A 26,272-nucleotide genomic window follows, 5' to 3' on the forward strand; every position below is an offset into this window, starting at 1 on the left:
GCGACCAGACGACAGACGGGAGGCCCGGTGCCAGCTGGCACCGGGCCTCCTGTCCGTTGACCGGGGCGGCTACGGCCGCTGGTCACCGTGGTCGTCGAGCTCGCCGTCGACCGTCTCGGGCGGGAGTTCGACCTCGACGCGCTCCGCCGTCAGGCGGGCCGACCGCCGGGCGTAGACCCGGTCGAACACGACGGCGACGACCGCGCCGACGAAGGCGCCGATCGTGACGCCCCACAGGCTGAAGTAGCCGACCAGGCTGCCGAAGCTGGTCTGGTCCCGCTGACCACCGAGGTTCATGGTGAGGGCGACCACGACGAGGGTCGCGAGGAAGCCGAGCACGGCACCGCCGACGATGAACACGCCAAACTTCGGGGCACGGCGGATGGTGACCTCGTCGGGGCTGGCGACCGCGCTGGGAGCCGGGGCCGGCGCGGGGAGCGGCTGCTCGTCGGGTTGATCGGTGTTGCTCACCCGTCCATTGTCCCCCACTGTGGGACGTCCCGCGGCCTGTGCGCTGCGACCGATCCGGGAGAGGATGGTCGCTACTGGTCGGTATCCCAAGCGGAAGAGGTGCGTCGCGTGCGTGAACCAACGGCACCCGCCCGCGGTCGCCGACCCACCTCGCCCGCTCGCGTCGCCTGGCCCGTCGCGCAGCGCGTCGAGGAGGACCGCGCAGTCGCCGTCGTGGCCGAGCACCGCTGGAGCGTCGCGATCGTCGGGGCCCCCGGTCTCGGCAAGAGCACCGCCGCGGCTCGCGTGACCGACCGGGTCGCCGGTCGTGACGGCACCGGCCGCACCGTGGTCGTGCCGATCACCGCGGTCGCCGCGAGTCGGTCGATGCCCTTCGGCGCCGTCGTCGAGCGCTTCGGCGAACTCCCCGCCTCGATCTCCGAGCTGTCCGACGACGCGAGTGCCGAGCAGCGCTTCCGGGCGATCGAGGACCTGGTCGACCGTGACGTGCTACTCCGTGTCGACGACGCCGACCACCTGGACGCGATCTCGGCGCGGTACGTCGCCTGGCTGGTCCGTCGGCAGGGCGCGCGACTCGTCCTGACCTGCCGCGACTTCACGGCGCTCCCCGAACCGCTCCGCGCGCTGTGGCAGGACGACCTGCTCGAACGCATCGACCTGCAGCCGCTGGCGTTGCACGAGACCGCCGCGCTCGTCGCCGAGGCGCTGGGCTCACCGCTCGAGAACGCCTCGGCGGAGCGCGTGCACCGGGCCACCGCCGGCAACCCGCTGTACCTGCGCGAGGTGGTGCGCGCAGCACGGGCCTCCGGTGCGCTCGACCACACCGCGAGCGGCTGGTACTGGCGTGGGCGGGTGACCGCGTCGGACAGCCTGGCGGACATGTACCGCACGGAGCTCGGGACGCTGCCGGAGGACCTGCGTGACGTCGTCGACATCGTGGCCCTCGCCGACCCGATCCCGCTCGCCCGTCTGCTCGGACTGGTCACCGGCGGAGACGTCGACCGGGTCGTCGCGCTCGGCCTCGTCCGGATCGACTCGCTCGACGACGGTGCCGCGGTCGTCCGGCCGTCGCACCCGCTCGTCGGCGAGGTCATCCGGACCCTGGTGCCGGTGGCCCGACGCACGGCGCTCTTCGCCCGCGCCAACGCCTTCCGCACCGACCGGCCCGAGGGCGCTCCGCCCGCCGCACGGCTGCGCGCCGCACTGTGGTCGCTCGAGTGCGGGGTCCTGCCGTCGGTCGACCAGCTGCTCGACGCGGCACAGGTCGCCGTGCGGTTGCAGGAGCACGAGAGCGGGATCGCCCTGGCCTCGGCAGCACTCCGCACGACCCTCACCCCGACCGAGCAGGTCACGGCGCACTGCCTCCGCTCACTGGCGCACTCGTACTCGGACGGCCGCGAAGCCGGCCGTGCCGATGCCGAAGCGGCGTGGGGCATCGCGAAGCGGCACGTCGGCGACGTCACCGACGAGGCCGTCACCGAAGCGTGCGAGATCCTGGCGAACATCCGCCAGTTCCACGACGACGACGTCGCGGCCGCGGTCGCACTCACCGACGCCGCCGTGCACCTGGTGGTGTCCGACGAAGCGGTCGAGCGTCTGCGGTTGCTGCGGATGGCGCACCAGGGCTGGGGCGGCGACTTCGCCGAGGTCCGTGCCGAGATCGAGCGCAGCGGCATCGTGCAGGCACCGACGATGCCGATGTCGTTCCTGGCCGTCGCACCGTGCGCCGTGATGGCGTTGGCGACAGCCGGCCGGCTCGACGACGCCGCAGCCCTGGGCCGCCGGGCACTGGCCACCGCGGCGGCACACGTCGAGGCGGCCCCGTGGAGCGTGGGCGAGAACTCCTCCGTCCTGCACCAGGTACAGATGTGGCGCGGCGACCTCGACGACCTGATCACCGAGGTGCCAGCCGGGCGCTCCAGCCCCTACCTGAAGTACGACTTCACCCTCGAGCTCATCGGCCAGGGCAACCTGGCCATCGGACAGCGCCGATGGGACGACGCGATCGCGGCCTTCACCGCGGCGTGCGAGCGGTACGACATCGCCGACCACGGTGGGTTCGCCGCGTACCCGTGGGCCCGCTTGGCGATGTCACACGCGTATGCCGGGCACCCTGAGGACGCGGCCCGGGCGCTCGAACGTGCGAAGACCACGCCGCAGCGGGCGATGCGGATCACCGGTGAACAGGTCGCCGTGACCATCGCCTGGACCGAGTCCGTGCTCGGCAACCCCGCCGGTCTGCAGCACGCCGACGAGATCATCGAACGCAGCACCGCGAACGGGTCCTGGACGCACGTGATGTACGGGTACGCCCTGCACTACTCGGTCGGCAGGCTCACCGGGCGCGAGAGCCCCGGCACGCTCGACCGGATGCGCGACGCCGCCTCGCGCGTCGACGGACCGCTCGCCGCCGCCATCGTGCAGTACGCGGACGCGGTGCAGGCGGACGACCGGACCCGGGTGATCGCGGCGCAGGGCGTGCTGGCGGTCCACGGCATGTCGGTGGCTGCCGGACGGTCCAAGCCACCGCTGACGAAGCGCGAGTACGAGGTCGCCGAGCTCGCCGCACAGGGCCTGAGCAACCGGCGGATCGCGGAGTCCCTCGGGCTCTCGACGCGGACGATCGACGCGCACCTGTCCCGTGTCTTCGCGAAGTGGGACCTGCACGCGCGGTCGGAACTCACCGAGCTGCTCTGAGCGGACGGCCGGCCGGTGCTGCTGGGCGCCCGGCGCGGGCTGCTGGGCACCGGGCGTGGGCTGTTCGGCACCCGGCAGGGGGGGGGCGCTCGGCGCCCCGCGAGGGGCTGCTTCGCGTTCGACATCACGTGTCGCGCACGCAAGAACGTTGCGGATTGCAGCACAACACGCCGCCGCGATTGACACGACGTGCGGAACATCGCGTACCTTTGTCCCTGTCGCCGGGTTCGGACCCGTTCGGGTCGGGTCCGAATCCCGGCGACTTCAAGCTTAGGAACGCGATCGATGCGGGCGCATCGGTAGGCACTACCTAATTCGCGCCGGACTCCGCGCGGCGTCACGGACGCCCGGGTCGGGTGTCCGTCGCCGATGCCGGATCGGGCGTCGCCGCCGATGCCGGGTCCGAGCGGTGTCAGGCGCCGGGAGCGGGCAGCCGGACCGGCAGGAACGCCGTCAGGTCGGCGCGTGATCCCGATGCGCTGACGCGTGACTGCGCGACCGCCTCGGCCCAGGTCAGCTCGCCGGACGCGAGTGCCAGCCACGTGGTGGCGTCGGTCTCGACCACGTTCGGCGGCGTGCCACGGGTGTGCCGGGGGCCGGGGACTGCCTGGATCGCAGCGAACGGCGGTACCCGCACCTCGACGCTGTTCCCCGGGACCTCGTCCACCAAGCACTGCAAGGTCCACCGCACCGCGGTCGCCACGGCGGGTCGAGCCGTCTCCCCACCGCGCACCGCAGCCAGTGCCGCGCGGCCGTCGGCGTCCTCGATCCTCCTGGGTGGCATCTCCACAGGCTAGCCCTCGCATCGCGGGCGGCGAGTCGGGCTGGGTAGGGTGATCGGGTGCGAATCCTCGTCCTCGGTTCCGGTGCCCGCGAGCACGCGATCATCACGGCCCTGCTCGCTGAGCATGCCGGTCACGTCATCACGGCAGCGCCCGGCAACGCCGGCATCGCGGCCGACGTCGAGACCGTCTCCCTCGACCCCACCAACGGTGCGCTCGTCGCCGAGTACGCGATCGAGAACGACGTCGAGCTCGTCGTCGTGGGCCCCGAGGCCCCGCTCATCGCCGGCGTGGCCGACCCGGTGCGCACCCGCGGCATCCCGGTGTTCGGCCCGGGCAAGGCCGCGGCCCAGCTCGAGGGCTCCAAGGCGTTCGCCAAGCGGATCATGGGCGAGGCCGGTGTGCCCACCGGGCGTCCGGTCTACGCCGGCACGGTGGACGAAGCCGTCGGCGCCATCGACGAGCTCGGCGCACCGTACGTGGTCAAGGCCGACGGGCTCGCCGCCGGCAAGGGCGTGCTCGTCACCGACGACCGCCAGGCCGCGATCGACCACGCCACCTACTGGCTCCAGCACGGCCACGTCGTGGTCGAGGAGTTCCTCGACGGCGAAGAGGTCTCCTTGTTCTTCCTGAGCGACGGCCACGACGTCCGTGCGCTCAGCCCCGCGCAGGACTACAAGCGCCTGGCCGACGGCGACCTCGGCCCGAACACCGGCGGCATGGGCGCGTACTCGCCGCTGCCCTGGCTCGCCGACCGCTGGCCGTCCGAGCAGGCCTTCGTCGACGAGGTCACCGAGCTCGTGGCCCTGCCGACGGTCCGCCGGCTCGAGCACGAGGGCACGCCGTTCGTCGGGCTCCTGTACTGCGGCCTCATCGTCACCGAGCAGGGCGTCCGCGTGATCGAGTTCAACGCACGGTTCGGCGACCCGGAGACGCAGGTCGTGCTCCCCCGCCTGGCGACCCCGCTCAGCGAACTCCTGCTCGCCGCAGCCACCGGGCAGCTCGGCGCCGTCCCCGCTCCCGTGTTCCGGGACGACGTCGCCGTGACCGTCGTCCTGGCGAGCGAGGGCTACCCGGAGAACCCGCAGACCGGCCGACCGATCACCGGCATCGACGACGCGAACGCCCGCGACGGCGTCTCCGTCGCGCATGCCGCCACCGGCGTCCTCGACGACACGCTCATCGCCACAGGGGGCCGGGTGCTCAGCGTGGTCGCGACGGGGTCCGACTTCGCCCAGGCCCGCGAGCGTGCCTACGCCGGGCTCGGCGACATCACGCTCGACGGCGCGCAGTTCCGCACCGACATCGCCGCGAAGGTCGCCCGGTGACCGCCCCCGCGCCGATCGCCGGCTGGCGGCACGTCTCGTCCGGCAAGGTCCGCGAGCTCTACGTGCCCGAGGGCACCGCCGACCTGTCGAGCGCATCCGAGCTGCTGCTCGTCGCCTCGGACCGGGTCAGCGCGTACGACTTCGCGCTCGAGCCGCCGATCCCCGGCAAGGGCGAGCTGCTGACCCGTCTGTCGCGCTTCTGGTTCACCCAGCTCAGCGACGTCCCGAACCACATCATCGGCCCGTCCTCCGGTGGCACGCCGGTGCCCGCCGACGTCGAGGCACGGTCGATGCACGTCATGCCGCTCACGATGTTCCCCGTCGAGTGCGTGGTGCGCGGGTACCTGGTCGGCAGCGGCTGGGCCGAGTACCAGGAGAGCGGCAGCGTCTGTGGCGTCGCGCTCCCCGCCGGGCTGTCGAACGGCGACCGCCTGCCGGAGCCGATCTACACGCCGGCGTACAAGGCGGCCCAGGGCGAGCACGACGAGAACATCTCGTACGAGCAGACCGTCGACCTGGTCGGTGCCGAGACCGCGGCGACCCTGCGCGAGCTCTCGCTGCACGTCTACACCGAGGCCGCGGCCATCGCGCTGGACCGCGACGTCGTCATCGCGGACACCAAGTTCGAGTTCGGGCAGGACGCCACCGGTCGGATCCGCATCGCGGACGAGGTCCTGACGAGCGACTCCAGCCGCTACTGGGACGCCAGATCCGCCGACCGCACCGACTCGTTCGACAAGCAGATCGTGCGGGACTGGCTCAGCGCCAACTGGGACCGCCAGGGCACGCCGCCGGTGCTCCCCGACGAGATCGTCGAGCGCACGGCTGCGCGCTACGCCGAGCTGATCGAGCGTCTCGGGGCCTGACGCCGCACCCGGCCGGCGTCCGGCTCCGGTCACGACACCCCGCTCACGTCCGGCGAACGGTCACGAAGCGTCGCCCGACGCCCCGCCAACCGACAGTTCGCGACCACCCGACGGCACGCACACGACGTGTCGCGACCGCGCGCCGCGCGCCGCCTGATGCCTGGCGCCCGGCCGACCGGCGGTCACGACACCCCGCTCACGTCCGGCGAACGGTCACGAACCGTCGCCCGACGCCCCGCCAACCGACAGTTCGCGACCACTCGGCAGCACGCACACGACGTGTCGCGACCACCCGCCCCGCGCCGCCTGATGCCTGGCGCCCGGCCGACCGGCGGTCACGACACCCCGCTCAGGTCTGGCGAACGGTCACGAAGCGTCGCCCGAAGCCCCGCCAGCCGACAGTTCGCGACCACTCGGCGGCACGCACGCGACGTGTCGCGACCACGCGCCGCGCGACCGGCCGACGAGTCAGCCGACGGTTCGAGACCGCTCAGGCTTCCACGGCGTCGCGCGCCACCACGACGACGGTCAGGTCGTCGCCCGGGTCGTGCTCGACGACGCGGGCTCGCACCCGCTGCAGGAACGTCTCGACGTCCGCGGACTCCCGGTACAGCGACCCGAGTTCGGACAGCGCCGCGAGCGTCGAGTCCCAGAGCTCGAGCGCGCCGTCGGTCACGACGATGAGCACCTCACCCGGCCGGAGCACGAGCGACCCGGCCGCGCGGGGCATCCCGGTGGGGTGCAACCCGATCGGCAGGTCCGACGACCGCAGGATCCGCTCGGCACCGTCGTCGCGGAGCTGCAGCACGAGCCCGTGCCCGGCATCGGCGAAGTCGAGTCGCCCGGTGGACGGGGTCAGCCGCCCGTGGAACATCGTCGCGAAGGACTCTGCGCGGCTGAGTTCGGGCGCGACCTGCACCTCGAGTTCGGCGAGCGCGACGCACGGGTCCTGGTCGCCGCGGGCGAGCAGCCCACCGCGGATGTTCGCCGCGAGGAGCCCGGCGGACATCCCCTTGCCCATGACGTCCGACACGGTGAGGTGGATCGAGTCCTCGCCGGAGCGGTGCCAGTCGTGGAAGTCGCCGGAGACGAGGCCGTGCGGGATCGACACCCCCGTGATCCGGTACCCGGGGACCTGCACCTCGGCCGGCTGCAGACCGTTGAGCACGGTGCGCAGTCGGTCCTCGTCCGCACCGGTGAGCAGTTCACGCTCCGCCCAGACGCCGAGTTCCTGCAGCAGTTCGAGCTCGTCGGGGTCCAGGGTTCGCGGCTCGGGGTCGATCAGGCAGAGGGTGCCGATCTTCAGGTCGTCGTCGGGGGCGCGGAGTCCGACGCCGGCGTAGAACCGGACGTTCGGGTCGCCGAGCACCATCGGCAGGTCGGCGTACCGGTCGTCCAGTCGGGCATCGGCGACGACCACGGGGCCCTGCTCGCCCAGGGTCCGGCCGCAGAACGTGTCCTGCAGCGGGATGACGGGGCCGAAGACCGCGTCGCTCTGCTGCGACTTGATCGTCAGGGTGTTCTCGCCGGCCAGGTTGAGGAACGAGCCGGAGACCCCGAGGGCCTCGCGTGCGATCCGGGTGATCCGTTCGAACCGTTCCTCGACGCCGCCGTCGACCACGTCGAGCGCCGCGATCAGGGCCGCTCGCCGGACCGCATCGGCCCCGGTCGGCGCGGGCACGGACATCGCGGTTTCCGGCTGCATGCGTCCACGGTAACGCGCCGAACGGACAGTGCCTGGCCCCAGTCCGGAGGGCGCAGGAGGGTGGGCGGAGCGCACTGGAGCGAGCGAGCATCGGCGTACGCTGGTCGTCGTGCTCCGAGTCGTCCCCGCAACCGTCCTCGGCGTGGCCGCGCTCCTGGCCCTCGCCGGCTGCGGCGCCCACGACTCCACCGGCCAGGTGTCGGTCACGGTCTCGTCGAACGCCGCCGACCGCCCATACGAGGTCAAGGTGTTCGCCTCGACCGGCAAGCTCTCCGAGCACCAGCGGGTGTTCCCGGGCGGGACGGCCGACTTCGCAGGTGTGCCGCTCGGCCAGGTCACCGTCCGCGCCGGCGACCTCTGCCCCCAGACGACCAAGGTCTCCAACGGCACGGTCGCGACGGTCACCCTGACGACGACGGGCTGCTGACCCCGTCACCCCGACGACGGCCCGCTGACCCCGCCCGTCACCCCGACGACGGCCCGCTGGCCCCCTCCGCCACCAGGTGCTCCACCCGCGGTTCACCCGCGATCTCGTGCACGGCCCGCAGGGTCCGGGCATCGTCACCGGTCTGCCGGACCTCGTGCTGGTCGACGTGCTCCTGCCACGACCCCACTCGGAACGCCTCGACCCAGGCGTCCGGCCCGGTCGCCCGGTCCCGGTACAGGTTCCAGTCACGGGCGCCGGTCCGGCGTCGGCTCCGCCCGAGCCGTTCGGCCCGCGCCCGGAACTCGTCGACCGCGCCCGCCGGGACCGTCCAGTGCAGCAGCACGAGGGTCTCCCCCGTTGCAGCGCCGTGGTCGTCCGGCACGAACACCTGGTCGCCGAACGGCATCGGCGTCACGGCCCGTTGCCGGTTGGTGAGCACCGGGAACCCGGACACGAGCAGCAGGGCGGCACTGAGCGCGGTGAGGACTCCGGCCCCGGCGAGCACGCCCGTCACCCCGAGGGGTGTGGCGACGGCACCGGCGAGCGCCGCCCCGATCGCCGTGCAGCCGAAGAGCACCAGCTGGTAGGCGGCGAGCCCTCGGGTCCGCACCCACGCGGGCAGGAACGCCTGCACCGTGCCGTTCAGCGTCGTCACCACGGCGATCCACGCCACCCCGCCGACCAGGAGCGCGACGAGCACGACCGCCAGCACCGGGACGAGCGCGACGACCGTGGTGCAGACCCCGAACACGACCGAGGCGGTTCCGACCGTGCGGCCGATCCCGAGCCGTGCGCGGACCGCGGGCATCACGAACGCCCCGCCGACCGAACCGGTTCCGACGGCGGCGAGCAGCAGGCCGTACCCGCCGGACGACAGCCCGAGCGACCCGTCGGCGACGAGCGGCAGGAGTGCCCACAGCGCGTTCGCGGGCACCATGAAGACCGCGAGCTGCACCAGCAACCGGCGGACGACCGCCGCGTGCAGGACGTACCGCAGGCCGGCGCGGGTCGCGTCGATGAACGGTTCGGCCCGGGTCTCGGGCCGCTGGTAGCCGCGCCAGGCGACGAGCACCACCAGGAAGAGCGCGAACGACAGCGCGTTGGCCGCGAACACGAACGGCACGCCGAGCTGCGCGATCACCACGCCGGCGAGCGCCGGTCCGATCGCACGGGCGACGTTGACCCCGACGGAACTCAGCGCGGCGGCGTCGGTGATGGCGGCACGTGGCACGATCTCGGGTACGAGCGCCTGGTACGCGGGCAGCTGGAGCGCCGAGGCCGTGCCGAGCAGGAACGTCACGGTGAGCAGGAGCGCCGGGGTCATGTCGCCGGTCGCGGTCAGCACGGTCATCACGACGCCGACGACCACCTGGAACGCCTGCACGCCGATGAGCAGGCGTCGCCGGTCGACGAACTCGCCGATCACCCCGGCGGGGATCCCGACCAGCAGTACCGGCAGGCTCGATGCGGTCTGCACGAGGGCGACGACGACGGGTGCGGCGTGCTCGTCGACGAGCAGCCACTGCGCCCCGACGGTCTGCATCCAGCTGCCGATGTTGCTCACCAGCACCGCGATCCACAGGGCGCGGAAGATTGGTATCGCGAGCGGCGCCAGGGCGCCGCCGCGGGGTGCGTCGGTGGTGCGGTCCGTGGTCACGTCGCCTCCTGGGGTGGAACCGGGACTGTCTGGAGGCGCGGTGCGCGTCGGGCGCACACCGCGCCTCCAGGCCGTGGTCGCGTCACACGCGCACCGTGGCGACCAGGACGCACGGTCCGGGCGCCGTCACGCCCGGCGCGGCAACTGCGGGCAGGATAGCCGGAATCCGCAAAGTACGGGAGGGCCAGGCTCCGCGGGTTCGGTCAACAGACGAACCGGACCGAACCGGACCGAACCGGGCCGAGCCGGCCCCGATCCGGGATCACCGCGTCGGTCGACCCGTACCCAGGGCGCCCCGCTCGATGGTCTGGTGCGGCTGCTCCCCGAAGCGATCCCGGTAGTACGCCGCGAACCGACCCAGGTGACGGAACCGCCACCGCCGCGCGACCTCGCTGACCAGAAGCGCGCGGGCACCCGGGCGCCCCAGCTCCAGATGCACCCGGTCGAGTCGGACCTCGCGCAGGTACTCCATGGGGGTGACGCCGAGCCGACGGCGGAACAGGTCCTGCAGCCCGCGCTCGCTCAGGTCGCAGGCCGCCGCGACGTCCGCCACGGTCAGCACCTGGTCGGCGTGGTCGTGGACGAAGCCGATCGCCCGCCGCATCCGGTCCGCGACGTCCGATCGTGACCGGGTGAAGGTCGACAGGACGACGGTCGCGATCCGTCGGTTCAGGGCCGCACGGTCGTCGACGGGCAGGGCGGGGTCGAGGATGCGCCCGGAGACCTCGCGCAGCAGCGCCCGCAGTGGTTCGAGCGCGGGGTCGGCCGCGTCCGGCTGCCGGAACACCCAGGGCTCCCCCGTTTCGCCGAGCAGCGACGGCGACAGGTGCAGCAGCGTCGTGGCGGTCGCGTCGGTCTCGAAGCCGTACGCAGACGATGCCGAGAGCATCATCGGCCGCTCCGCCCCGACCTCCCAGTGCTCGCCGTCGTCCGCGGTCAGTCTGGCCCGACCGTCGGCGAGCCAGAACACGACGTGGTCGGGGCGCGGACCGATCGTGCCGGACCGCTTGCCGGGGGTCGCGATCCGGTGGATCGACAGGTCGTCGTCGCCGCCGGTCTCGTACCCGAATCCCTGGTCGTCCGTGGTCACGGCGACGGGACCCGGTCCCACTCGTCGCCGTACCGGGACAGCACCGACCACCGTGAGATCGGCCACGTCGTCACGAAGGCGCGCCCCACGACGTCGTCGACCGGCACGGTGCCGTGCACCCGCGAGTCGGCGGAGTCGTACCGGTTGTCGCCCATCACCCAGATGCGCCCCTTCGGCACGGTGACCTCGAAGTCCTTGCCGACGACGCGGTTCGACCCGCGTTCGAGCACGACGTAGGGCTCGTCGACCGCGTGCCCGTTCACCGACAGCCGGCCCCGGGTGTCACAGCACGACACCGTGTCACCCGGCAGGCCGATGACCCGCTTGATCAGGTCGTCGCCCTGGCCCATGCCGAGCCAGCCGCCCGGGTCGTGGAACACCACGACGTCACCGCGCTGCAGCGGGACGACCCCGGGCACGAGCTCGTTGACGAGCACCCGGTCCCCGATGAGCAGCGTGTTCTGCATCGAGCCGGAGGGGATGGAGAACGCGCGGACCAGGTAGGCCTTGACCAGGAAGGACGCCAGGAGCGCCACGACGACGATGATGACGAGGTCGCGCAGGAACCGCAGACCGCCGCGCTTCGGGTCGGTCTCGGCGGCGGGTCCGGAGTCGGGTCCGGCGTCGGGGTGCGTGTCACTCAATGCGTCAGCACCACCTTGACGAGGCCGATCACGAACGCCACCGCGGCGAGCACGATCCCGCCCCACAGCCCGAGGAACGTCGGCTGCTTCCCGCTGAACCGCTGCATGAACACCCCCACCAGACCGATGCGCACGACCAGGATCACGGTCGCCGCGATCTGCGCCCACTCGGCCGGCAGCCAGCCGATCCAGGCCGCCGCGTAGAGGACCGCCGGGATCAGCCCGGAGGTCGCGATCGGGTTGGCGTTCCGGACGATCGTCGCGACGGACTCGCGGCGGGCAGCACGCTCGGCGGCTGATCCTTCGCCGTCGTCGCCCAGGCCGTGCGCGACCAGGTGCGCGAGCACGTGCGCCAGGTACGTCAGCACCGCGGTCGCCAGCACGGTCGCCACCGCGGCGCCGTGGTGGATCTGCTCCGGGTCCACCGCGATCGCGACGGCCAGCACCGTGATGTTGCCGTAGATGTAGGACGACATCCGGTCGCGCACGTGCTCGAGTGGCAGGTCGCGGGGGTCCGGGCGACCGCCGCGGGGTCCGCGCCCCGGTCGCGAGGGCCGTCGTGTGCGTGGCATCCGTCCATCTTGGCCCCCGCGGTCGGCCGTCCGCCGACAGGACACCGGGTGCGATGGCCACACGGGTGGCCGGTTCCGGCAGACTGGGTGCCGATCGGCGCGACGGAGCGCCGGACAGGAGGAACGGATGACGTCCGCACGACCACTCGCCCTGGTGACCGGCGTGGGCCGCAGAGCCGGCATCGGCGCGGCACTCGCGACCCGACTGGCAACAGACGGATGGGACCTCGCCATCTCGTGGTGGGGGCCCTACGACGACCGCGTGAGCGGCGGGGCGGACCCGGACGGGGTCGAGTCGGTGGTGCAGGAGTGCGAGGCGGCGGGAGCACGGGTGACGCCCCTCCCGGTCGACCTGGAGGACCCGGAGCAGGCGGCCGCACTCGTCGGCCGCGCCGAGACGGAAGCCGGCGCCCCCGTCTCCGCCCTCGTCATGTCGCACTGCGAGTCCGTCGACTCCGACTTCCGCACCACGACCGTCGAGTCGTGGGACCGCCACTTCGCCGTGAACGCGCGCGCACCGTTCCTGCTCGTGCAGGCCTACGCGGCCGGGCTCGAGCGCGCCGGTGACGCCGCCCCGCGGGAGCGCCGCCGGATCGTCGCGCTGACGAGCGACCACATCGCGTACAACCTGCCGTACGGGGCGTCGAAGGGGGCGCTCGACCGGATCGTGTTCGGTGCCGCGAAGGAGCTCGGCAGCCTCGGGGTCAGCGCCAACGTGGTGAACCCCGGGCCGAACGACACCGGCTGGATGTCCGACGAGGTCAAGGGGTGGGCCGTCGAGGGCACGCCGCTCGGCCGGCTCGGACGCCCGTCGGACACCGCGGCGCTCGTCGGGTTCCTCTGCTCGGAGCAGGGTGCGTGGGTGAACGGCCAGCTGCTGAAGTCGGACGGCGGGATCTCGAACAGCGCTTGACGCACCGGATTGGTTGACGCGTCATCGAATTGGTTGACGCGTCAACCAAATGGGCGCACACTTGGTGCATGCAAACGCACGAACTCCTCGCCGCCGACACCGGGATGGGCGCCGTCACACTCCGCGTCGCGGACCTGGACGCGATGATCCGGTACTACCGCGACGGCGTCCGGCTGTCGCTGCTCTCCCACGACGGCGGCGTCGCCGTGCTGGGTCGCGGCAGCACGCCGATCGTGATCCTCGAGCACGCCCCCGCGATGCAGCACGCCGGCCCGCGCGAGGCCGGACTGTTCCACACGGCGATCCTGTTCGACACCCGGGCCGACCTGGCCGCCGCGCTGTACTCGGTCGCCACGCAGTACCCGGCGTCCTTCACCGGCAGCGCCGACCACCTGGTGAGCAACGCGTTCTACTTCACCGACCCCGAGGGCAACGGCGTCGAGCTGTACTGGGACCGCGACCGCACCGAGTGGTCGTGGACGCACGGCGTGATCGACATGGACACGAAGTACGTCGACCCGAACGCGTTCCTGCAGTCCCACCTGACCGAGGACGCCCTGGACACCGCCGCGGCACGCCCGGGCAAGGTCGGCCACGTGCACCTGTCCGTCGGCGACGTCGCCACCGCGCGCTCGTTCTACGTCGACACGCTCGGCTTCGAGACCACCGCGGGGTTCGGCGAGGCGCTGTTCGTCAGCGCCGGCGGCTACCACCACCACATGGCGATGAACACCTGGAACTCCCGCGGCGCCGGGCGACGACAGCAGGCCCTCGGGCTGGGCCTCGTCCGCATCGAGGTCCCCGCCGTCGACGACCTCGGCGCGCTGACCGAACGCATGCGGCACGGCGGCGTGGAGCTCGCCGACGACGGCCGGACCGTGGCGTTCGACGACCCCTGGGCGAACCGTATCGAGGTGACGACGCCCGGTCGCGGCTGATGTGTCGCGACACTCCGCGGTGACCGACACCCCACGCGCGCCCGGCCCCGCGAGGTGTCGCCCAGCGCGAAACCTCCCCACACCGGCCGCCGGACCGGCAGGATGGACCCGTGACTGACGACATCCGGTGGGAGGTGGTCGAGGAGAGCACGCTGTCGCTCCCCGACCACGAAGCGATCGCGGCGCTGCTCGGGCAGGCCTTCCCCGACTGGTCGCACTGGTACGTGGGCGGCCGGAGCTGGTCCGGCATGCAGCCCGAACGCCGCGTGCTCGCGCACGACGCCGACGGGGTCGTCCTGGCCCACGTCGGCATCCGCCGCATGTTCGTCACCGTCGGCGGGCAGGACGTCCTGGTCGGCGACACCGGCCTGGTCGCCGTGTCACCCCGACTGCAGGGCACCGGCGTCGGCCGGGAGCTCATGACCCGGACCCACGCGGTCCTCGACGGACTGCAGGTGCCGTACGGGTTCCTCGGGGCCGGTGAGGACCGGATCCCCTTCTACGCGAAGCTCGGCTGGCACGAGTTCCCCGAGGCCGTCGGCACCTTCTCGGCGTTCACCGCCGAGGGCGCCGGCGTCAGCAACACCGAACAGGGCGGCTGGATGGCGCTGCCGGTGGCAGCGCAGCTCGAGGACTGGCCGACGGGCCCGATCTGGCTGAACGGCCAGCAGGTCTAGCCGCAACGACCGACGGACGGGAGGCCCGGTACCAGCTGGTACCGGGCCTCCCGTCCGCTCGTTGCGGCCTGGGCCTACGCCTCGACCGCGACCTTCTCGGGGTTCTCGTTCGAGCCGGGCGCGCTCGGCGCGACCGCGGCGCGCACGCGCGCACCCAGGTCGGCGTCGACGTTCGTCCAGTAGGCGAACACGCGCTCGCGCAGGTCGTCGCGCGTCACCTTCGAGACGTGACCGGCGATGTTGCCGACCAGGCGCTCACGGGCGGCGTCGTCCAGGACCTCGCGGACGAGCGTGCCGGCCTGACCGAAGTCGTCGTCCTCCGGGTGCAGGGTCGCGGCGGAACGCTGCAGCGCGCCGTCGGACTCCCAGCCCGGGGCGTCGTCGGTCGCGGTCGGGTCGGCGTGCGCACCACCGAGGGAGTTCGGCGCGTACACCGGCACCTCGGACTTCTGGAAGTCGAAGCGCATGCCGCCGTCCTTCGAGTACGAGTGGACCTCGTTCTTCGGGGCGTTCACGGGCAGCTGGGCGTGGTTCGTGCCGACGCGGTAGCGGTGGGCGTCCGCGTAGCTGAAGATGCGCGCGAGGAGCATCTTGTCGGGGCTCGCCGCGATGCCGGGCACGAAGTTCGAGGGGGCGAAGGTCGCCTGCTCGATCTGCGCGAAGTAGTTCTCCGGGTTGCGGTTGAGCTCCATCGTGCCGACCTCGATGAGCGGGTAGTCCGCGTGCGGCCACACCTTCGTCAGGTCGAACGGGTTGAAGCGGTAGGTCGCGGCGTCCTCGTACGGCATGACCTGCACCTTGAGGGTCCAGCGCGGGAAGTCCTGACGCTCGATCGCGGCGTGCAGGTCACGGATGTGGAAGTCCGCGTCCTCACCGGCGATGCGGTCGGCGTCCTCCTGCGTCAGGGTCTTGTGGCCCTGCTCGGTGATGAAGTGGTACTTCACCCAGAAGCGCTCGCCGTCGGCGTTGATCCACTGGTAGGTGTGCGAGCCGAAGCCGTCCATCTCACGCCAGCTCGCCGGCAGACCGCGGTCGCCCATCAGCCACGTGACCTGGTGCGCCGACTCGGGCGACAGTGTCCAGAAGTCCCACTGCATGTCGTGGTCGCGCAGGTGCGAGCCGGGCAGACGCTTCTGCGAACGGATGAAGTCCGGGAACTTGATGCCGTCGCGGATGAAGAACACCGGGGTGTTGTTGCCGACGAGGTCGTAGTTGCCCTCGGACGTGTAGAACTTCAGCGCGAAGCCGCGGGGGTCGCGCCAGGTGTCGGGCGAGCCCTGCTCACCGGCGACGCTCGAGAACCGGGCGAGCATCTCGGTGGTCTGCCCGGGCTGCAGGAACGCGGCACGGGTGAAGCGCGAGACGTCCTGCGTGACGGTGAAGGTACCGAAGGCGCCGCCGCCCTTGGCGTGCACGACCCGCTCCGGGATGCGCTCACGGTTGAACTGGGCGAGCTTCTCGACCAGGTAGTGGTCGTGCAGCGCGAGGGGGCCGTCGGCCCCGACGCCCATCGAGTGCTCGTCGCTCGAGACGGGTGCGCCGCTGTTGGTCGTGGTGGTCGGGGTGCCGGTCGGCGTGTTCTGGTCGGACACGGTTCCTCCTGGGGTGGGACTTGGTTCGGTCAGGGGTGCTCGGGTGGCTCAGGGTCCGGCGCGTCGTGGCGCCGGTGCGGTGGGGCGGTCGCCGTCAGGCGGGCGTGGGGGCGTCTGCGTCGTCGCGCTCTGCCGCTGCGCAGCGGTCGCAGATGCCCCAGTAGGTGACCTCGGCGGTGGTGACCGCGAAGCCGTGGGTCTCGGACGGTGTCAGGCAGGGCGAGTGGCCGACCGCGCAGTCGACGTCCTCGATCGCGCCGCACAGCGTGCAGACGATGTGGTGGTGGTTGTCACCGGTCCGGCGCTCGTAGCGCGCGGGGCTGCCTGCCGGTTCGATGCGGCGGACGAGCCCGACGCCGGTCAGGGCGTTCAGCACCCCGTAGACCGCCTGGTGACTGGTGGTCGGCAGCTCGGCGGCGAGTGCCACGACGATGTCGTCCGCGGTGGCGTGCGGCATCGAGTCCGTCGCGCGGAGCACGGCGAGGCGCGGGGTCGTGACCCGGAGCCCCGACGTGCGGAGCAGATCGGCGTCGGCATCCATGCTGAGCCTTTCTTTTGCAGGAATCAAGACAACACGTCCACTGTACACGAGCTGTTGCTGCTGGCCAGCGAGGTGACGCATGCCGCTACCGGAATACGAAGTGTCACGATCCGGTCGCGATCAGCTGGAACGACACTGGACCGACCGTTCCGCACGCTAACGTCCGGACATGTCCACGAGCCAAGGTCTGCCTGAACAGGCGAACAGCAGTGCGGACGTCCGGGGGATCATCGCGAAGCGGGACCTGGTCGTCGACCTCATCCGGACGGCCTGCGTCGTCCTCGTCGTCATCGTGCACGTCACGATGGTCGGCGTCGCCGCCGATGCCCAGGGGGTGCGGGTGACGAGCCCGCTGCAGGAACTCCCCTGGTACGTCGCCGCCACCTGGGTCGGGCAGGTGATGCCGCTGTTCTTCGTGGTCGGCGGGTTCGCGAGCGCCGTCGGCTGGCGCAGCACCGTCGCCCGTGGTGCGCCGAGCCCCGCCCGCGACTACCTGGCCACCCGCCTGGTGCGGCTGTTCCGGCCCGCGGTGCCGCTCTTCGTGTTCCTCGCGCTCGGGCTCGGGGTCGCGACGGCCGCGGGCACGCCGCCGGAGCTGCTGGCCGAGGTCGCGTTCGGCATCGGGTCGCCGCTCTGGTTCCTGGCCGCCTACGGCATCACCCAGTGCTGCGTCCCCGTGATGATGCGCCTGCACGAGCGAGCACCCTGGGCCACCCTCGCCGTGCTGCTCGTGCTCGCCGCGGTGGTCGACGCCGTCCGCCTGGCCACCGGGGTCGCCGAGGTCGGGCTGCTCAACCTGGGACCGGTGTGGCTCTTCGCGCAGCAGCTCGGGTTCCTCTGGGCCGACGGGTGGTTCGCGCGCCGATCGAAGGTGCTCCTGCTGGCCATCGCGGTCGCCGCCTACGCCGTGCTCGTGCCGATGACCTCGGTCGGGCTGTGGGCGCCGGACATGCTGCAGGACCTGAACCCGCCGATGCTGCCGCTGGCGTTCCTGGCGATCGCGCAGGCGTGCCTGGTCCAGCTCGTGCACGCGCCGCTCACCCGGCTGATGCGCACCCGTGCCGCGCTCGGGGCCGTGTTCGTGCTCGGCCGCGACGGCATGACGATCTACCTGTGGCACCTGCCGCTGTTCATCGCGCTGAACGGCATCGCCCTGCTCGTCGGGGTGCCGTTCCCGGCGCCGGGCTCCGGCCCGTGGTGGGCGTCCCGGATCGTCGCGCTGGTCGTGGTGCTCGCCGTCGCCCTCGGGGTGGCACGTGCCCTGCGCTGGTTCGACCGGCCGCTCCCCCGCCTGCTGCCGTCGGCGGACCGTCCGGCCTGGCCGGTCGTCGCCGTCGCGGCCCTCTGCACCATCGGCCCGGCGTTCCTCGTGATGCAGCTGCACCTGTCGTTCGGTGTCGCGCTCGTCGGAGCCGTGGCCGTTCCGGTGGGCGTCTGGCTGCTGTCGCGGACCGTCCCGGCACGCGGGGTCGCCCGGATCTGAACCGGTTCTCACCGTCCCGGGGGCACGCCGGACCCCCGGCGCACCCCGGGCGGACGGAGGATGGCTCCGGCGGAACGACGGACGAGTCCGCCTGATCCCCAGGAGGCTCCCCACGCCGTCGACACCCGAGTTCTGGAGCACCTGGCGGTTCGACCCCCTGGCGGCGGTGCTCCTCGTCGTCGCCGCGCTCGCCTACGGCCGCTGGGTCGTCGGAGCGGTCCGACGAGGTGCCCGGTGGCCGTGGTGGCGCACGCTCGCCTTCGTCACGGCGCTCGTGCTGTTCGGCGTCCTGCAGTTCGGCATCGTCGGCGTCGACGACGAGCGGTTGCGCTGGGCGTTCGTCCTGCGCGCCGCCCTGCTGTTCTTCGCGGTCCCCACCTTCGCCGCGCTCGGTGCGCCCGTCGCACTGCTCCGGATCGGAGGCCCGGCTCGCCTGGCGCAGGCCGCCGACGCCGTCATGGGGTCACGTCCGGTGCGTCTGCTCGGCAACGCGATCGTCGCCCCGCTGGTCGCGCTGGCGCTGTTCGCCGTCCTGCTCACCCCGTTCTCGAGCGTGATCCGGGAGTCCCCCGTCTGGGCCGCCGTCATCACCGTGACCGTGCCGGCGCTCGGGTTCGGCCTGCTCGCCCCGCTGTCCGAGGTCGGTGTGCTCGTCTCGTCGACGTTCGCCACGGCCGAGTTCCTGCTGGCGTTCGTCGAGCTCGTCGTCGACGCGGTGCCAGGAATCGTGCTGCGGATCACGAACCACGTGCTCGACGGGTCCCTCGTTCCCGTGGTCGGGCGGGCCTGGTACCCGTCGCCGCTGCAGGACCAGCACCTGGCGGGCGACCTGCTGTGGTTCATCGCCGAAGTGGCGGACATCCCCGTGCTCGTCGCGCTGTTCATCCGGTGGCAGCGGACCGACCGCCGCGAGGCCCGGGATGTCGATGCTCTGACCGACGAACAGATGGACGAGCTCACCCGGGCGCACCTGCAGCGCCGCAGCTGACGGGCGGGGGTGCGTCCCCGACACGAGTGAGCAGAAGAAGTCGAGTACCCGGAGGTGACTCGACTTCTTCTGCTCACTCGTTGGGCGCCGAAGCGCTCGTGCCCTACTTCGCCGGGGCCCCCGCGGGCTCGGCGTCGGGCTGCGTGGTGACCGAACCGGTCTGCTGCCAGGCGACGGTCTGCTTCGGCTTCGCCAGGAACAGCGCCGCGACGATGGCCACGACGAGCACGATCGCCGGCAGGTAGAGCGACTCACCCATGGCCGTGGAGAACGGCTCGAGCAGGAAGCCCGGCAGACCGCCGACCTGCTGCTCCGCGCCACCGGCCGTGGCCCCACCGGACGACGCCGGGAAGTTCGCGGTGATCCGGGCCTCCATCAGGGCGGCGATGCCGGCAGAACCGAGCACCGCACCGATCTGCCGCGTGGTGTTGTAGACGCCCGAGCCGGCACCGGCCAGCTTCGGCGGCAGGTTGCGCGTCGCCGAGACGGACAGCGGCCCCCACATGCAGGCGTTGGCGAGCCCGAGGAGCGCGCTCGGCAGGAGCACCCAGCCCCACTCGGCGCCGCTCGTCAGCAGGGCACCGAACCAGAACAGGCCGACCGAGAAGCAGGCGAGCCCGAACGCGGCGACCCAGCGCGGGTTCCAGCGGTTGAGGTTCTTGCCGACGACCGGCGCGAGCGCGGCGGACAGCACGGCCTGCGGCACGAGGAGCAGTGCGGCCTGGGTCGGCGAGAAGCGCAGGACGTCCTGCGCCCACAGCATGATCGGCAGCGCGAACGAGGCGATCGCGACACCGACGGCCGTGATGGCGACGTTGGCCAGCGTGAAGTTGCGGTCCTTGAACAGACCGAGCGGCAGCAGCGGCTCGCCCTTCTGCACGCCCTGCCAGACCACGAAGCCGGCGAGCACCACGAGACCGACGATGATGAGCGACCACACCGAGATCGGACCGGCGATGACACCCCAGTCGTAGGTCTCGCCTTCCTGGATGCCGAACACGAGCAGGAACAGGCCCGCTGCGGACAGGAAGATGCCGAGGTAGTCGAACCGGTGCCCGTGCCGCTCGAACGACGGCACGAAGCGCTGCGCGAGCACGAACGCGACGACACCGACGGGGACGTTCACGAAGAAGATCCACTCCCAGCCGAAGCCGTCGACGAGCAGGCCGCCCACGATCGGGCCGACGAGCGAGGCGACACCGGCGACGGCGCCCCAGAGGCCCATCGCCGCGCCGCGGTTCTGCGGCGGGAAGATGCGGGTGATGACCGACATGGTCTGCGGGCTCATCATCGCGGCGCCGAGGCCCTGCACGACGCGGGCGACGATCAGCACCTCGATCGAGCCGGCCAGGCCGCACCACAGGCTGGCGAGCGTGAAGACCACGAGGCCGATCTGGTACATGACCTTCGGGCCGAAGCGGTCACCGAGCCGGCCGGTGATGAGCAGCGGCACGGCGTAGGCGAGCAGGTAGGCGCTCGTCACCCAGATCACGGAGTTGATGTCCGCGTCGAGCTTCTGGGCGATGGTGGGGGTGGCGACCGACACGATGGTCGAGTCGACGAGGATCATGAAGAACCCGACGACGAGTGCCCACAGGGCAGGCCACGGCTTCTTCTCGGTCGTCCGCGGAGGCGTGACGGTGGTCATCGAGTGGTTTCCTTGCTGTTCGTGGTGGTGTCTGCGGACGCGGCGTGGGCGTCCCAGGAGATGTGGCCGGCGGCGATCCGGTCGGCCGTGGCGGCGAGCCACTCGATCTGCGTCGTGAGCATCGCACGCACGTACGACACGTCGAGCCAGTACCGCTCGGGCAGGTCCTTCGCCCGGACGATCCCGAGGATCTCGTCCGCCTCGTCGCGCTGGGCCCGGAGTGCCGTGACCCGCGCCCGCAGCGCGGACTCGGCCTCGTCGACCGACAGGTTCTCGATCTCGGCGACGGCCAGGTGGAAGACGGGGTACTCCTCGGCCGGTTCGGCGATCAGCCGGACGAGCCCGTCGTGCAGGGCCGTCCACCCGTCGTCCGTGATGGCGTAGGTGGTGCGTTCCGGACGGTTGCCCGCCCGGTCGGTCCCCACGATCTCGGCGAGGCCGAGCTCCACCAGTCGGCCGACCTGGTGGTACAGGGTTCCGGGCCGGACCTTGACGTTCCGGCCGTCCCGGCGGTGCGTCATCGTCTGGAACATCTCGTAGGGATGCGTCGGCCCCTCGGCCAGGAGCCCGAGAGCGGCGAACGCGAGTGGCGTGAGCGACGGCACACGTGCCTCCAGTCCGCTTGTTCGTTGTTGACTATTCGACTTGGAATATACGCGTTGGAACAGACGTGAGCAACCGCACAGGAAGTGCCCGCCTGGAGGCCCGGGGCCGTCCCGGCGTGTCGCGTGCGCCCCGTAGACTGGTCGCGTCCCCCCACCCCTGAAGTGCTGGAGAGAACACGTGCCAACGATCGTCGTCGAGGTCATGCCCAAGGCCGAGATCCTCGACCCCCAGGGGAAGGCCGTGGGCAACGCCCTGGCCCGCCTCGGCAAGGCCGACCTGACCAACGTCCGCATCGGCAAGCGCTTCGAGGTGACCGTCGACGGCCCCGTCGACGACGCCAAGCTCGCCGAGGTCCGCGACATCGCAGCCGACGTCTTCTCCAACGCGGTCATCGAGGACGTCGTGTCCGTGACCGTGGAAGGCCAGTGACCCGGATGCGCATCGGCGTCATCACGTTCCCGGGCTCGCTCGACGACCGCGACGCCCAGCGCGCCGTCCGTCTCGCCGGCGCCGACCCCGTCGCCCTGTGGCACGGCGACCACGACCTGCAGGGTGTCGACGCGATCGTGCTGCCCGGCGGGTTCTCGTACGGCGACTACCTCCGTGCCGGCGCGATCGCCGCGAAGGCCCCGATCATGGCCGAGGTCATCGACGCAGCCGGCAAGGGCATGCCCGTGCTCGGCATCTGCAACGGGTTCCAGATGCTGGCCGAGGCCCGTCTGGTCCCCGGGGCACACACCCGCAACGCACACCAGCAGTTCATCCGTCGCGACCAGAAGCTCCGCGTCGAGACCACCGCGACCGCCTGGACCTCCGGCTTCAGCGCCCAGCAGGAGATCACCATCCCGCTGAAGAACGCCGACGGCCGCTTCGTCGCGGACGCCGACACCATCAAGCGCATCGAGGACAACGGCCAGGTCGTGTTCCGCTACCTCGGCGTGAACCCGAACGGCTCCATCGACGACATCGCCGGCGTCTCGAACGAGCGCGGCAACGTCGTCGGCCTGATGCCGCACCCCGAGCACGCGACCGAGGCCGGGTTCGGCCCGGACACCCCCGCCGCGATGGCCTCGGGCACCGACGGCCTGACCTTCTTCACCTCCGTGATCGAGCACGCGCTCGTCAAGTGACAGGGAACAACGACACCGTGACGACACACGTTCGCCCGAAGCCCGACACCGTGCAGGACGCGGCAGCAACCCCCGACAAGGAGCAGCCGTACGACGCGCTGGGCCTGAAGCCGGACGAGTACGCCCGCATCAAGGAGATCCTCGGCCGCCGCCCCACCTCGGGCGAGCTGGCGATGTACTCGGTGATGTGGAGCGAGCACTGCTCCTACAAGTCCTCGAAGAACTACCTGCGGCAGTTCGGCAGGAAGGTCACGCCGGAGATGACCAAGAACCTGATGGTCGGCATGGGCGAGAACGCCGGTGTCGTCGACGTGGGCAACGGCTGGGCGGTGACCTTCAAGGTCGAGTCGCACAACCACCCGTCCTACGTCGAGCCCTACCAGGGTGCGGCCACCGGTGTCGGCGGCATTGTCCGTGACATCATCTCGATGGGCGCCCGCCCCGTCGCCGTGATGGACCAGCTCCGCTTCGGCGCGATCGACCACGAGGACACCGCACGCGTCGTGCACGGGGTCGTCGGCGGCATCTCGTTCTACGGCAACTGCCTCGGCCTGCCGAACATCGGCGGCGAGACCTACTTCGACCCGGTGTACCAGGGCAACCCGCTGGTCAACGCCCTGGCCGTCGGCGTCCTGCGCCACGAGGACCTGCACCTGGCGAACGCCTCCGGTGCCGGCAACAAGGTCGTCCTGTTCGGGGCCCGCACCGGCGGCGACGGCATCGGCGGCGCGTCGATCCTGGCGTCCGACACCTTCACCGAGGGCGGCCCGACCAAGCGTCCGGCCGTGCAGGTCGGCGACCCCTTCGCCGAGAAGGTCCTGATCGAGTGCTGCCTCGAGCTGTTCCAGAAGGACCTGGTCGAGGGCATCCAGGACCTCGGTGCGGCGGGCATCTCCTGCGCCACCTCGGAGCTCGCGAGCAACGGTGACGGCGGCATGCACATCTCGCTCGACGACGTCCTGCTCCGCGACCCCACGCTCACCGCCGAAGAGATCCTGATGTCGGAGAGCCAGGAACGCATGATGGCCGTCGTCCGCCCCGACAAGCTCGACGACTTCCTGAGCGTCGTCGGCAAGTGGGAGGTCGAGACCAGCGTGCTCGGCGAGGTCACCGGCACCGGCCGCCTGGTCATCGACTGGCAGGGCCAGGAGATCGTGAACGTCGACCCGCGCACCGTCGCCGTCGACGGCCCGGTCTACGACCGCCCGGTCGCCTACCCGACCTGGATCGACGCGCTGCAGGCCGACACGGCCGCCTCGCTCGACCGTCCGGCCGACGGCCCCGCGCTCAGGGCACAGTTCCTGCAGCTGCTCGGTTCGCCGAACCTGGCGTCGAAGAACTGGGTCACGAACCAGTACGACACCTACGTGCTCGGCAACACCGCGCTGTCCTTCCCCGACGACGGCGGCATGATCCGCGTCGACGAGGAAACCGGGCTCGGCGTCGCGATCGCCACCGACGCCAACGGCCGCTACTGCCAGCTCGACCCGAAGCAGGGTGCCCGTCTGGCCCTCGCCGAGGCGTACCGGAACGTCGCCGTCACCGGTGCCGTTCCCGCTGCCGTCACCGACTGCCTGAACTTCGGCTCCCCCGAGAACCCCGAGGTCATGTGGCAGTTCTCCGAGGCGGTCGAGGGCCTGGCCGACGGCTGCATGGAGCTCGGCATCCCGGTCACCGGCGGCAACGTGTCGTTCTACAACCAGACCGGCTCGACCCCGATCCACCCGACGCCCGTCGTCGGCGTGCTCGGCATCATCGACGACGTCGCCAAGCGCGTGCCGTCGGGATGGCAGGACGACGGCCACAACATCTACCTGCTCGGCACCACGAGCCTGGAGCTCGACGGCTCCGCGTGGGCCGGCACCGTGCACGGCCACCTGGGCGGGCGTCCGCCGGCGGTCGACCTCGAGCGCGAGAAGGCCCTCGCCGAGCTGCTGTACGCGGCGTCCGGTGAGCAGCTGCTCACCAGCGCGCACGACCTGGCGGACGGCGGCCTCGGCCAGTCGCTCGCCGAGTCCGTGCTCCGCTTCGGCATCGGTGCCCGCGTGGTCCTCGACGAGCTCGAGACCCGTGACGGCATCGACACCGCGACGGCGCTGTTCTCCGAGTCGACCGGTCGCGTCATCGTGACCGTCCGGCGTGAGGACGACGTGCGGTTCCAGGGCATGTGCGCCGGCCGGGGCTTCCCGGTGCTGCGCATCGGCGTGACCGACGCGACGTCGAGCACGCTCGAGGTCCAGGGCGCGTTCGAGGCCACGGTCGACGAGCTGCGCGGCACCCACGCCGCGACGCTGCCGGCCCGCTTCGGCGACGTGATCGTCGAGGACGTCACCGAGGGGTACGTCGGCCGCGGGCCGCTCGACTCCGACGGTGCCTTCTCGCCGCGCACCGACGCCTAGGCCCGGTCCGCGGATGCCGATCGTCACCCTGCCGTTCGCCGAACTCGTCGACCGGTTCGGCCCCGTGCCGGACGGCATCGAGCTGGACGTCTGGGACGTCGAGTCGCCGTACGGTCGCCCGGACGACGTCGCGATCACGTTCCTGCCGTTCTACTTCGCGGGGCGGCACCGCTGGCAGTTCGTGCACGACCTGCCCGAGCTCCAGCTGCTGCAGCTGCCGAGCGCCGGGTACGAGCACGCGATCCCGCACGTGCCCGGGCACGCGCAGCTGGCGAACGGTCGCGGCATCCACGACGACGAGACCGCCGAGCTCGCCGTCGGCCTGGCGCTGACCTCGCTCCGCGAGATCTCGGCGTTCCAGGTCGACCGGGCGAACGGCGTCTGGGACGCCCGCGAGACCCGATCGCTCGCCGACCGCCGGGTGACCGTCGTCGGCTACGGGGCGATCGGGTCCGCGATCGCCACCCGGTTCGAGGCCTTCCGCACGGAGGTGACCGTGGTCGCCCGGACCGCCCGCGACCAGGACGGTCGGCACGTGCACGCGTTCGGCGAGCTGCCCGACCTGGCCCTGACGACGGACGTGCTCGTGCTCATCGCCCCGCTCACCGCCGAGACCGAACGGCTGGTCGACGCGGAGCTGCTCGCGGCGCTGCCGGACGGTGCCCTCGTGGTGAACGTGGCGCGCGGCAAGGTCGTCGACACCGATGCCCTGGTCGCCGAGCTGCGGTCGGAGCGGCTGTTCGCGGCGCTCGACGTCACCGACCCGGAACCCCTGCCCGACGGACACCCGCTGTGGACGACGCCGAACACCGTGCTCACGCCGCACGTCGGCGGCAACACCGACCTGAGCGTGCCGAGGTCGATCGAGCTCATGCGCAAGCAGGTCGCCGCGCTGGCCGAGGGTCGCCCCTTCGAGAACCTGATCGACTTCTAGCGCGCGGGGCTCCGAACACGCCGGCGTCTCGTCTCGTCTCGTCTCGTGCCGCTGCGGCATTGCGGCGTTGCGGCGTTGTCCAGACGCCGTCGTGTCGCTCCGACGCCGCAGTGTCGTCGAGACGCCGCCGAATTCGGGGGCGTCTCGACGACTTCGGGGCGTCACACGAACACGCCGGCGTCAC

At 71.8% G+C, this 26,272-nt stretch carries 24 protein-coding genes; 13 read left to right on the top strand and 11 right to left on the bottom strand.

Annotation, left to right across the window (positions count from 1 at the left end):
* Positions 1–69: 69 nt before the first annotated feature.
* Entirely contained in the window at positions 70–471 is a 402-nt protein-coding gene (locus BIU95_RS03650; protein ID WP_017886252.1) for a hypothetical protein, read from the bottom strand.
* Positions 472–579: 108 nt separating this feature from the next.
* Between BIU95_RS03650 and BIU95_RS03655 the strand changes: the two genes are divergently transcribed.
* A complete protein-coding gene (locus BIU95_RS03655; protein ID WP_139179624.1) occupies positions 580–3,168 on the top strand; it encodes a LuxR C-terminal-related transcriptional regulator in 2,589 nt (862 codons plus the stop codon).
* A 412-nt stretch (positions 3,169–3,580) separates the two neighbouring features.
* Here BIU95_RS03655 and BIU95_RS03660 read toward each other — a convergent pair whose 3' ends face one another.
* Positions 3,581–3,952 (bottom strand): sterol carrier family protein, encoded by a 372-nt coding sequence (locus BIU95_RS03660; RefSeq protein ID WP_071250562.1) that lies wholly within the window; start codon positions 3,950–3,952, stop codon positions 3,581–3,583.
* 57 nt (positions 3,953–4,009) lie between these two features.
* Between BIU95_RS03660 and purD the strand changes: the two genes are divergently transcribed.
* Both purD and BIU95_RS03670 read left to right on the top strand, forming a co-directional pair.
* Entirely contained in the window at positions 4,010–5,278 is a 1,269-nt protein-coding gene (purD, locus tag BIU95_RS03665; protein WP_017886255.1) for a phosphoribosylamine--glycine ligase, read from the top strand.
* Positions 5,275–6,144: a phosphoribosylaminoimidazolesuccinocarboxamide synthase gene (locus BIU95_RS03670; RefSeq protein WP_017886256.1), complete on the top strand. Its 870-nt coding sequence runs from the start codon at positions 5,275–5,277 to the stop codon at positions 6,142–6,144. Before purD ends, BIU95_RS03670 begins: the two co-directional genes overlap by 4 nt.
* Before the next feature lie 490 nt (positions 6,145–6,634).
* On the opposite strand, the gene BIU95_RS03675 is transcribed toward BIU95_RS03670, so the two are convergent.
* Positions 6,635–7,849 (bottom strand): PP2C family protein-serine/threonine phosphatase, encoded by a 1,215-nt coding sequence (locus BIU95_RS03675; RefSeq protein WP_071250456.1) that lies wholly within the window; start codon positions 7,847–7,849, stop codon positions 6,635–6,637.
* 109 nt (positions 7,850–7,958) lie between these two features.
* Here BIU95_RS03675 and BIU95_RS03680 point away from each other — a divergent pair, with 109 nt between their 5' ends.
* Positions 7,959–8,276: a hypothetical protein gene (locus tag BIU95_RS03680; RefSeq protein ID WP_017886258.1), complete on the top strand. Its 318-nt coding sequence runs from the start codon at positions 7,959–7,961 to the stop codon at positions 8,274–8,276.
* Positions 8,277–8,313: 37 nt separating this feature from the next.
* On the opposite strand, the gene BIU95_RS03685 is transcribed toward BIU95_RS03680, so the two are convergent.
* From BIU95_RS03685 to BIU95_RS03700, 4 genes are all read right to left on the bottom strand, one after another.
* The gene (locus BIU95_RS03685) at positions 8,314–9,933 is read right to left on the bottom strand and encodes an MFS transporter (protein ID WP_175470715.1); all 1,620 of its coding nucleotides are present in this window, start codon (positions 9,931–9,933) and stop codon (positions 8,314–8,316) included.
* A gap of 262 nt (positions 9,934–10,195) precedes the next feature.
* Positions 10,196–11,023, bottom strand: a complete 828-nt coding sequence (locus tag BIU95_RS03690; protein ID WP_139179625.1) for a helix-turn-helix transcriptional regulator — start codon at positions 11,021–11,023, stop codon at positions 10,196–10,198.
* Entirely contained in the window at positions 11,020–11,667 is a 648-nt protein-coding gene (gene lepB, locus BIU95_RS03695) for a signal peptidase I (protein ID WP_071250460.1), read from the bottom strand. Before lepB ends, BIU95_RS03690 begins: the two co-directional genes overlap by 4 nt.
* Positions 11,664–12,239, bottom strand: coding sequence for a hypothetical protein (locus BIU95_RS03700; protein WP_139179626.1), 576 nt, complete (start codon positions 12,237–12,239; stop codon positions 11,664–11,666). Before BIU95_RS03700 ends, lepB begins: the two co-directional genes overlap by 4 nt.
* 127 nt (positions 12,240–12,366) lie before the next feature.
* Between BIU95_RS03700 and BIU95_RS03705 the strand changes: the two genes are divergently transcribed.
* The 3 genes from BIU95_RS03705 (at position 12,367) to BIU95_RS03715 (ending at position 14,767) form a co-directional block, all read left to right on the top strand.
* On the top strand, positions 12,367–13,152 hold the full coding sequence (locus tag BIU95_RS03705; protein ID WP_071250462.1) for an SDR family oxidoreductase: 786 nt from the start codon (positions 12,367–12,369) through the stop codon (positions 13,150–13,152).
* A 68-nt stretch (positions 13,153–13,220) separates the two neighbouring features.
* Complete coding sequence (locus BIU95_RS03710) at positions 13,221–14,090, top strand: VOC family protein (protein ID WP_056069378.1); 870 nt, start codon at positions 13,221–13,223, stop codon at positions 14,088–14,090.
* A gap of 110 nt (positions 14,091–14,200) precedes the next feature.
* Entirely contained in the window at positions 14,201–14,767 is a 567-nt protein-coding gene (locus BIU95_RS03715; RefSeq protein ID WP_017886265.1) for a GNAT family N-acetyltransferase, read from the top strand.
* Between the two features lie 74 nt (positions 14,768–14,841).
* Here BIU95_RS03715 and BIU95_RS03720 read toward each other — a convergent pair whose 3' ends face one another.
* Together BIU95_RS03720 and BIU95_RS03725 are read right to left on the bottom strand one after the other, a co-directional pair.
* The gene (locus tag BIU95_RS03720; protein WP_042539102.1) at positions 14,842–16,359 is read right to left on the bottom strand and encodes a catalase; all 1,518 of its coding nucleotides are present in this window, start codon (positions 16,357–16,359) and stop codon (positions 14,842–14,844) included.
* A 94-nt stretch (positions 16,360–16,453) separates the two neighbouring features.
* The gene (locus BIU95_RS03725) at positions 16,454–16,900 is read right to left on the bottom strand and encodes a Fur family transcriptional regulator (protein WP_017886267.1); all 447 of its coding nucleotides are present in this window, start codon (positions 16,898–16,900) and stop codon (positions 16,454–16,456) included.
* A 169-nt stretch (positions 16,901–17,069) separates the two neighbouring features.
* Between BIU95_RS03725 and BIU95_RS03730 the strand changes: the two genes are divergently transcribed.
* Together BIU95_RS03730 and BIU95_RS03735 are read left to right on the top strand one after the other, a co-directional pair.
* Positions 17,070–18,383 carry an acyltransferase gene (locus BIU95_RS03730; RefSeq protein ID WP_017886268.1) on the top strand — a complete coding sequence of 438 codons (1,314 nt, stop codon included), beginning with the start codon at positions 17,070–17,072 and terminating at the stop codon, positions 18,381–18,383.
* Positions 18,384–18,549: 166 nt separating this feature from the next.
* Positions 18,550–19,371, top strand: a complete 822-nt coding sequence (locus BIU95_RS03735; protein ID WP_017886269.1) for a cytochrome c oxidase assembly protein — start codon at positions 18,550–18,552, stop codon at positions 19,369–19,371.
* 103 nt (positions 19,372–19,474) lie between these two features.
* On the opposite strand, the gene BIU95_RS03740 is transcribed toward BIU95_RS03735, so the two are convergent.
* Together BIU95_RS03740 and BIU95_RS03745 are read right to left on the bottom strand one after the other, a co-directional pair.
* The gene (locus tag BIU95_RS03740) at positions 19,475–21,019 is read right to left on the bottom strand and encodes a DHA2 family efflux MFS transporter permease subunit (protein ID WP_071250464.1); all 1,545 of its coding nucleotides are present in this window, start codon (positions 21,017–21,019) and stop codon (positions 19,475–19,477) included.
* Positions 21,016–21,624 (bottom strand): PadR family transcriptional regulator, encoded by a 609-nt coding sequence (locus tag BIU95_RS03745; protein ID WP_017886271.1) that lies wholly within the window; start codon positions 21,622–21,624, stop codon positions 21,016–21,018. The genes BIU95_RS03740 and BIU95_RS03745 overlap by 4 nt, the downstream gene beginning before the upstream one ends.
* 178 nt (positions 21,625–21,802) lie before the next feature.
* On the opposite strand from BIU95_RS03745, the gene purS reads away from it, so the two are divergent.
* The 4 genes from purS to BIU95_RS03765 are packed head-to-tail and all read left to right on the top strand — an operon-like array spanning position 21,803 to position 26,088.
* Complete coding sequence (purS, locus tag BIU95_RS03750; protein WP_017886272.1) at positions 21,803–22,054, top strand: phosphoribosylformylglycinamidine synthase subunit PurS; 252 nt, start codon at positions 21,803–21,805, stop codon at positions 22,052–22,054.
* Positions 22,055–22,059: 5 nt separating this feature from the next.
* On the top strand, positions 22,060–22,755 hold the full coding sequence (purQ, locus tag BIU95_RS03755; RefSeq protein ID WP_031259320.1) for a phosphoribosylformylglycinamidine synthase subunit PurQ: 696 nt from the start codon (positions 22,060–22,062) through the stop codon (positions 22,753–22,755).
* Between the two features lie 17 nt (positions 22,756–22,772).
* The gene (gene purL, locus BIU95_RS03760; RefSeq protein WP_254783256.1) at positions 22,773–25,154 is read left to right on the top strand and encodes a phosphoribosylformylglycinamidine synthase subunit PurL; all 2,382 of its coding nucleotides are present in this window, start codon (positions 22,773–22,775) and stop codon (positions 25,152–25,154) included.
* 13 nt (positions 25,155–25,167) lie between these two features.
* A complete protein-coding gene (locus BIU95_RS03765) occupies positions 25,168–26,088 on the top strand; it encodes a 2-hydroxyacid dehydrogenase (RefSeq protein ID WP_056069397.1) in 921 nt (306 codons plus the stop codon).
* Positions 26,089–26,272: the final 184 nt, after the last annotated feature.

It is taken from the genome of Curtobacterium sp. MCBA15_007, from assembly GCF_001864905.1.
Taxonomy (GTDB): Bacteria; Actinomycetota; Actinomycetes; order Actinomycetales; family Microbacteriaceae; genus Curtobacterium; species Curtobacterium poinsettiae.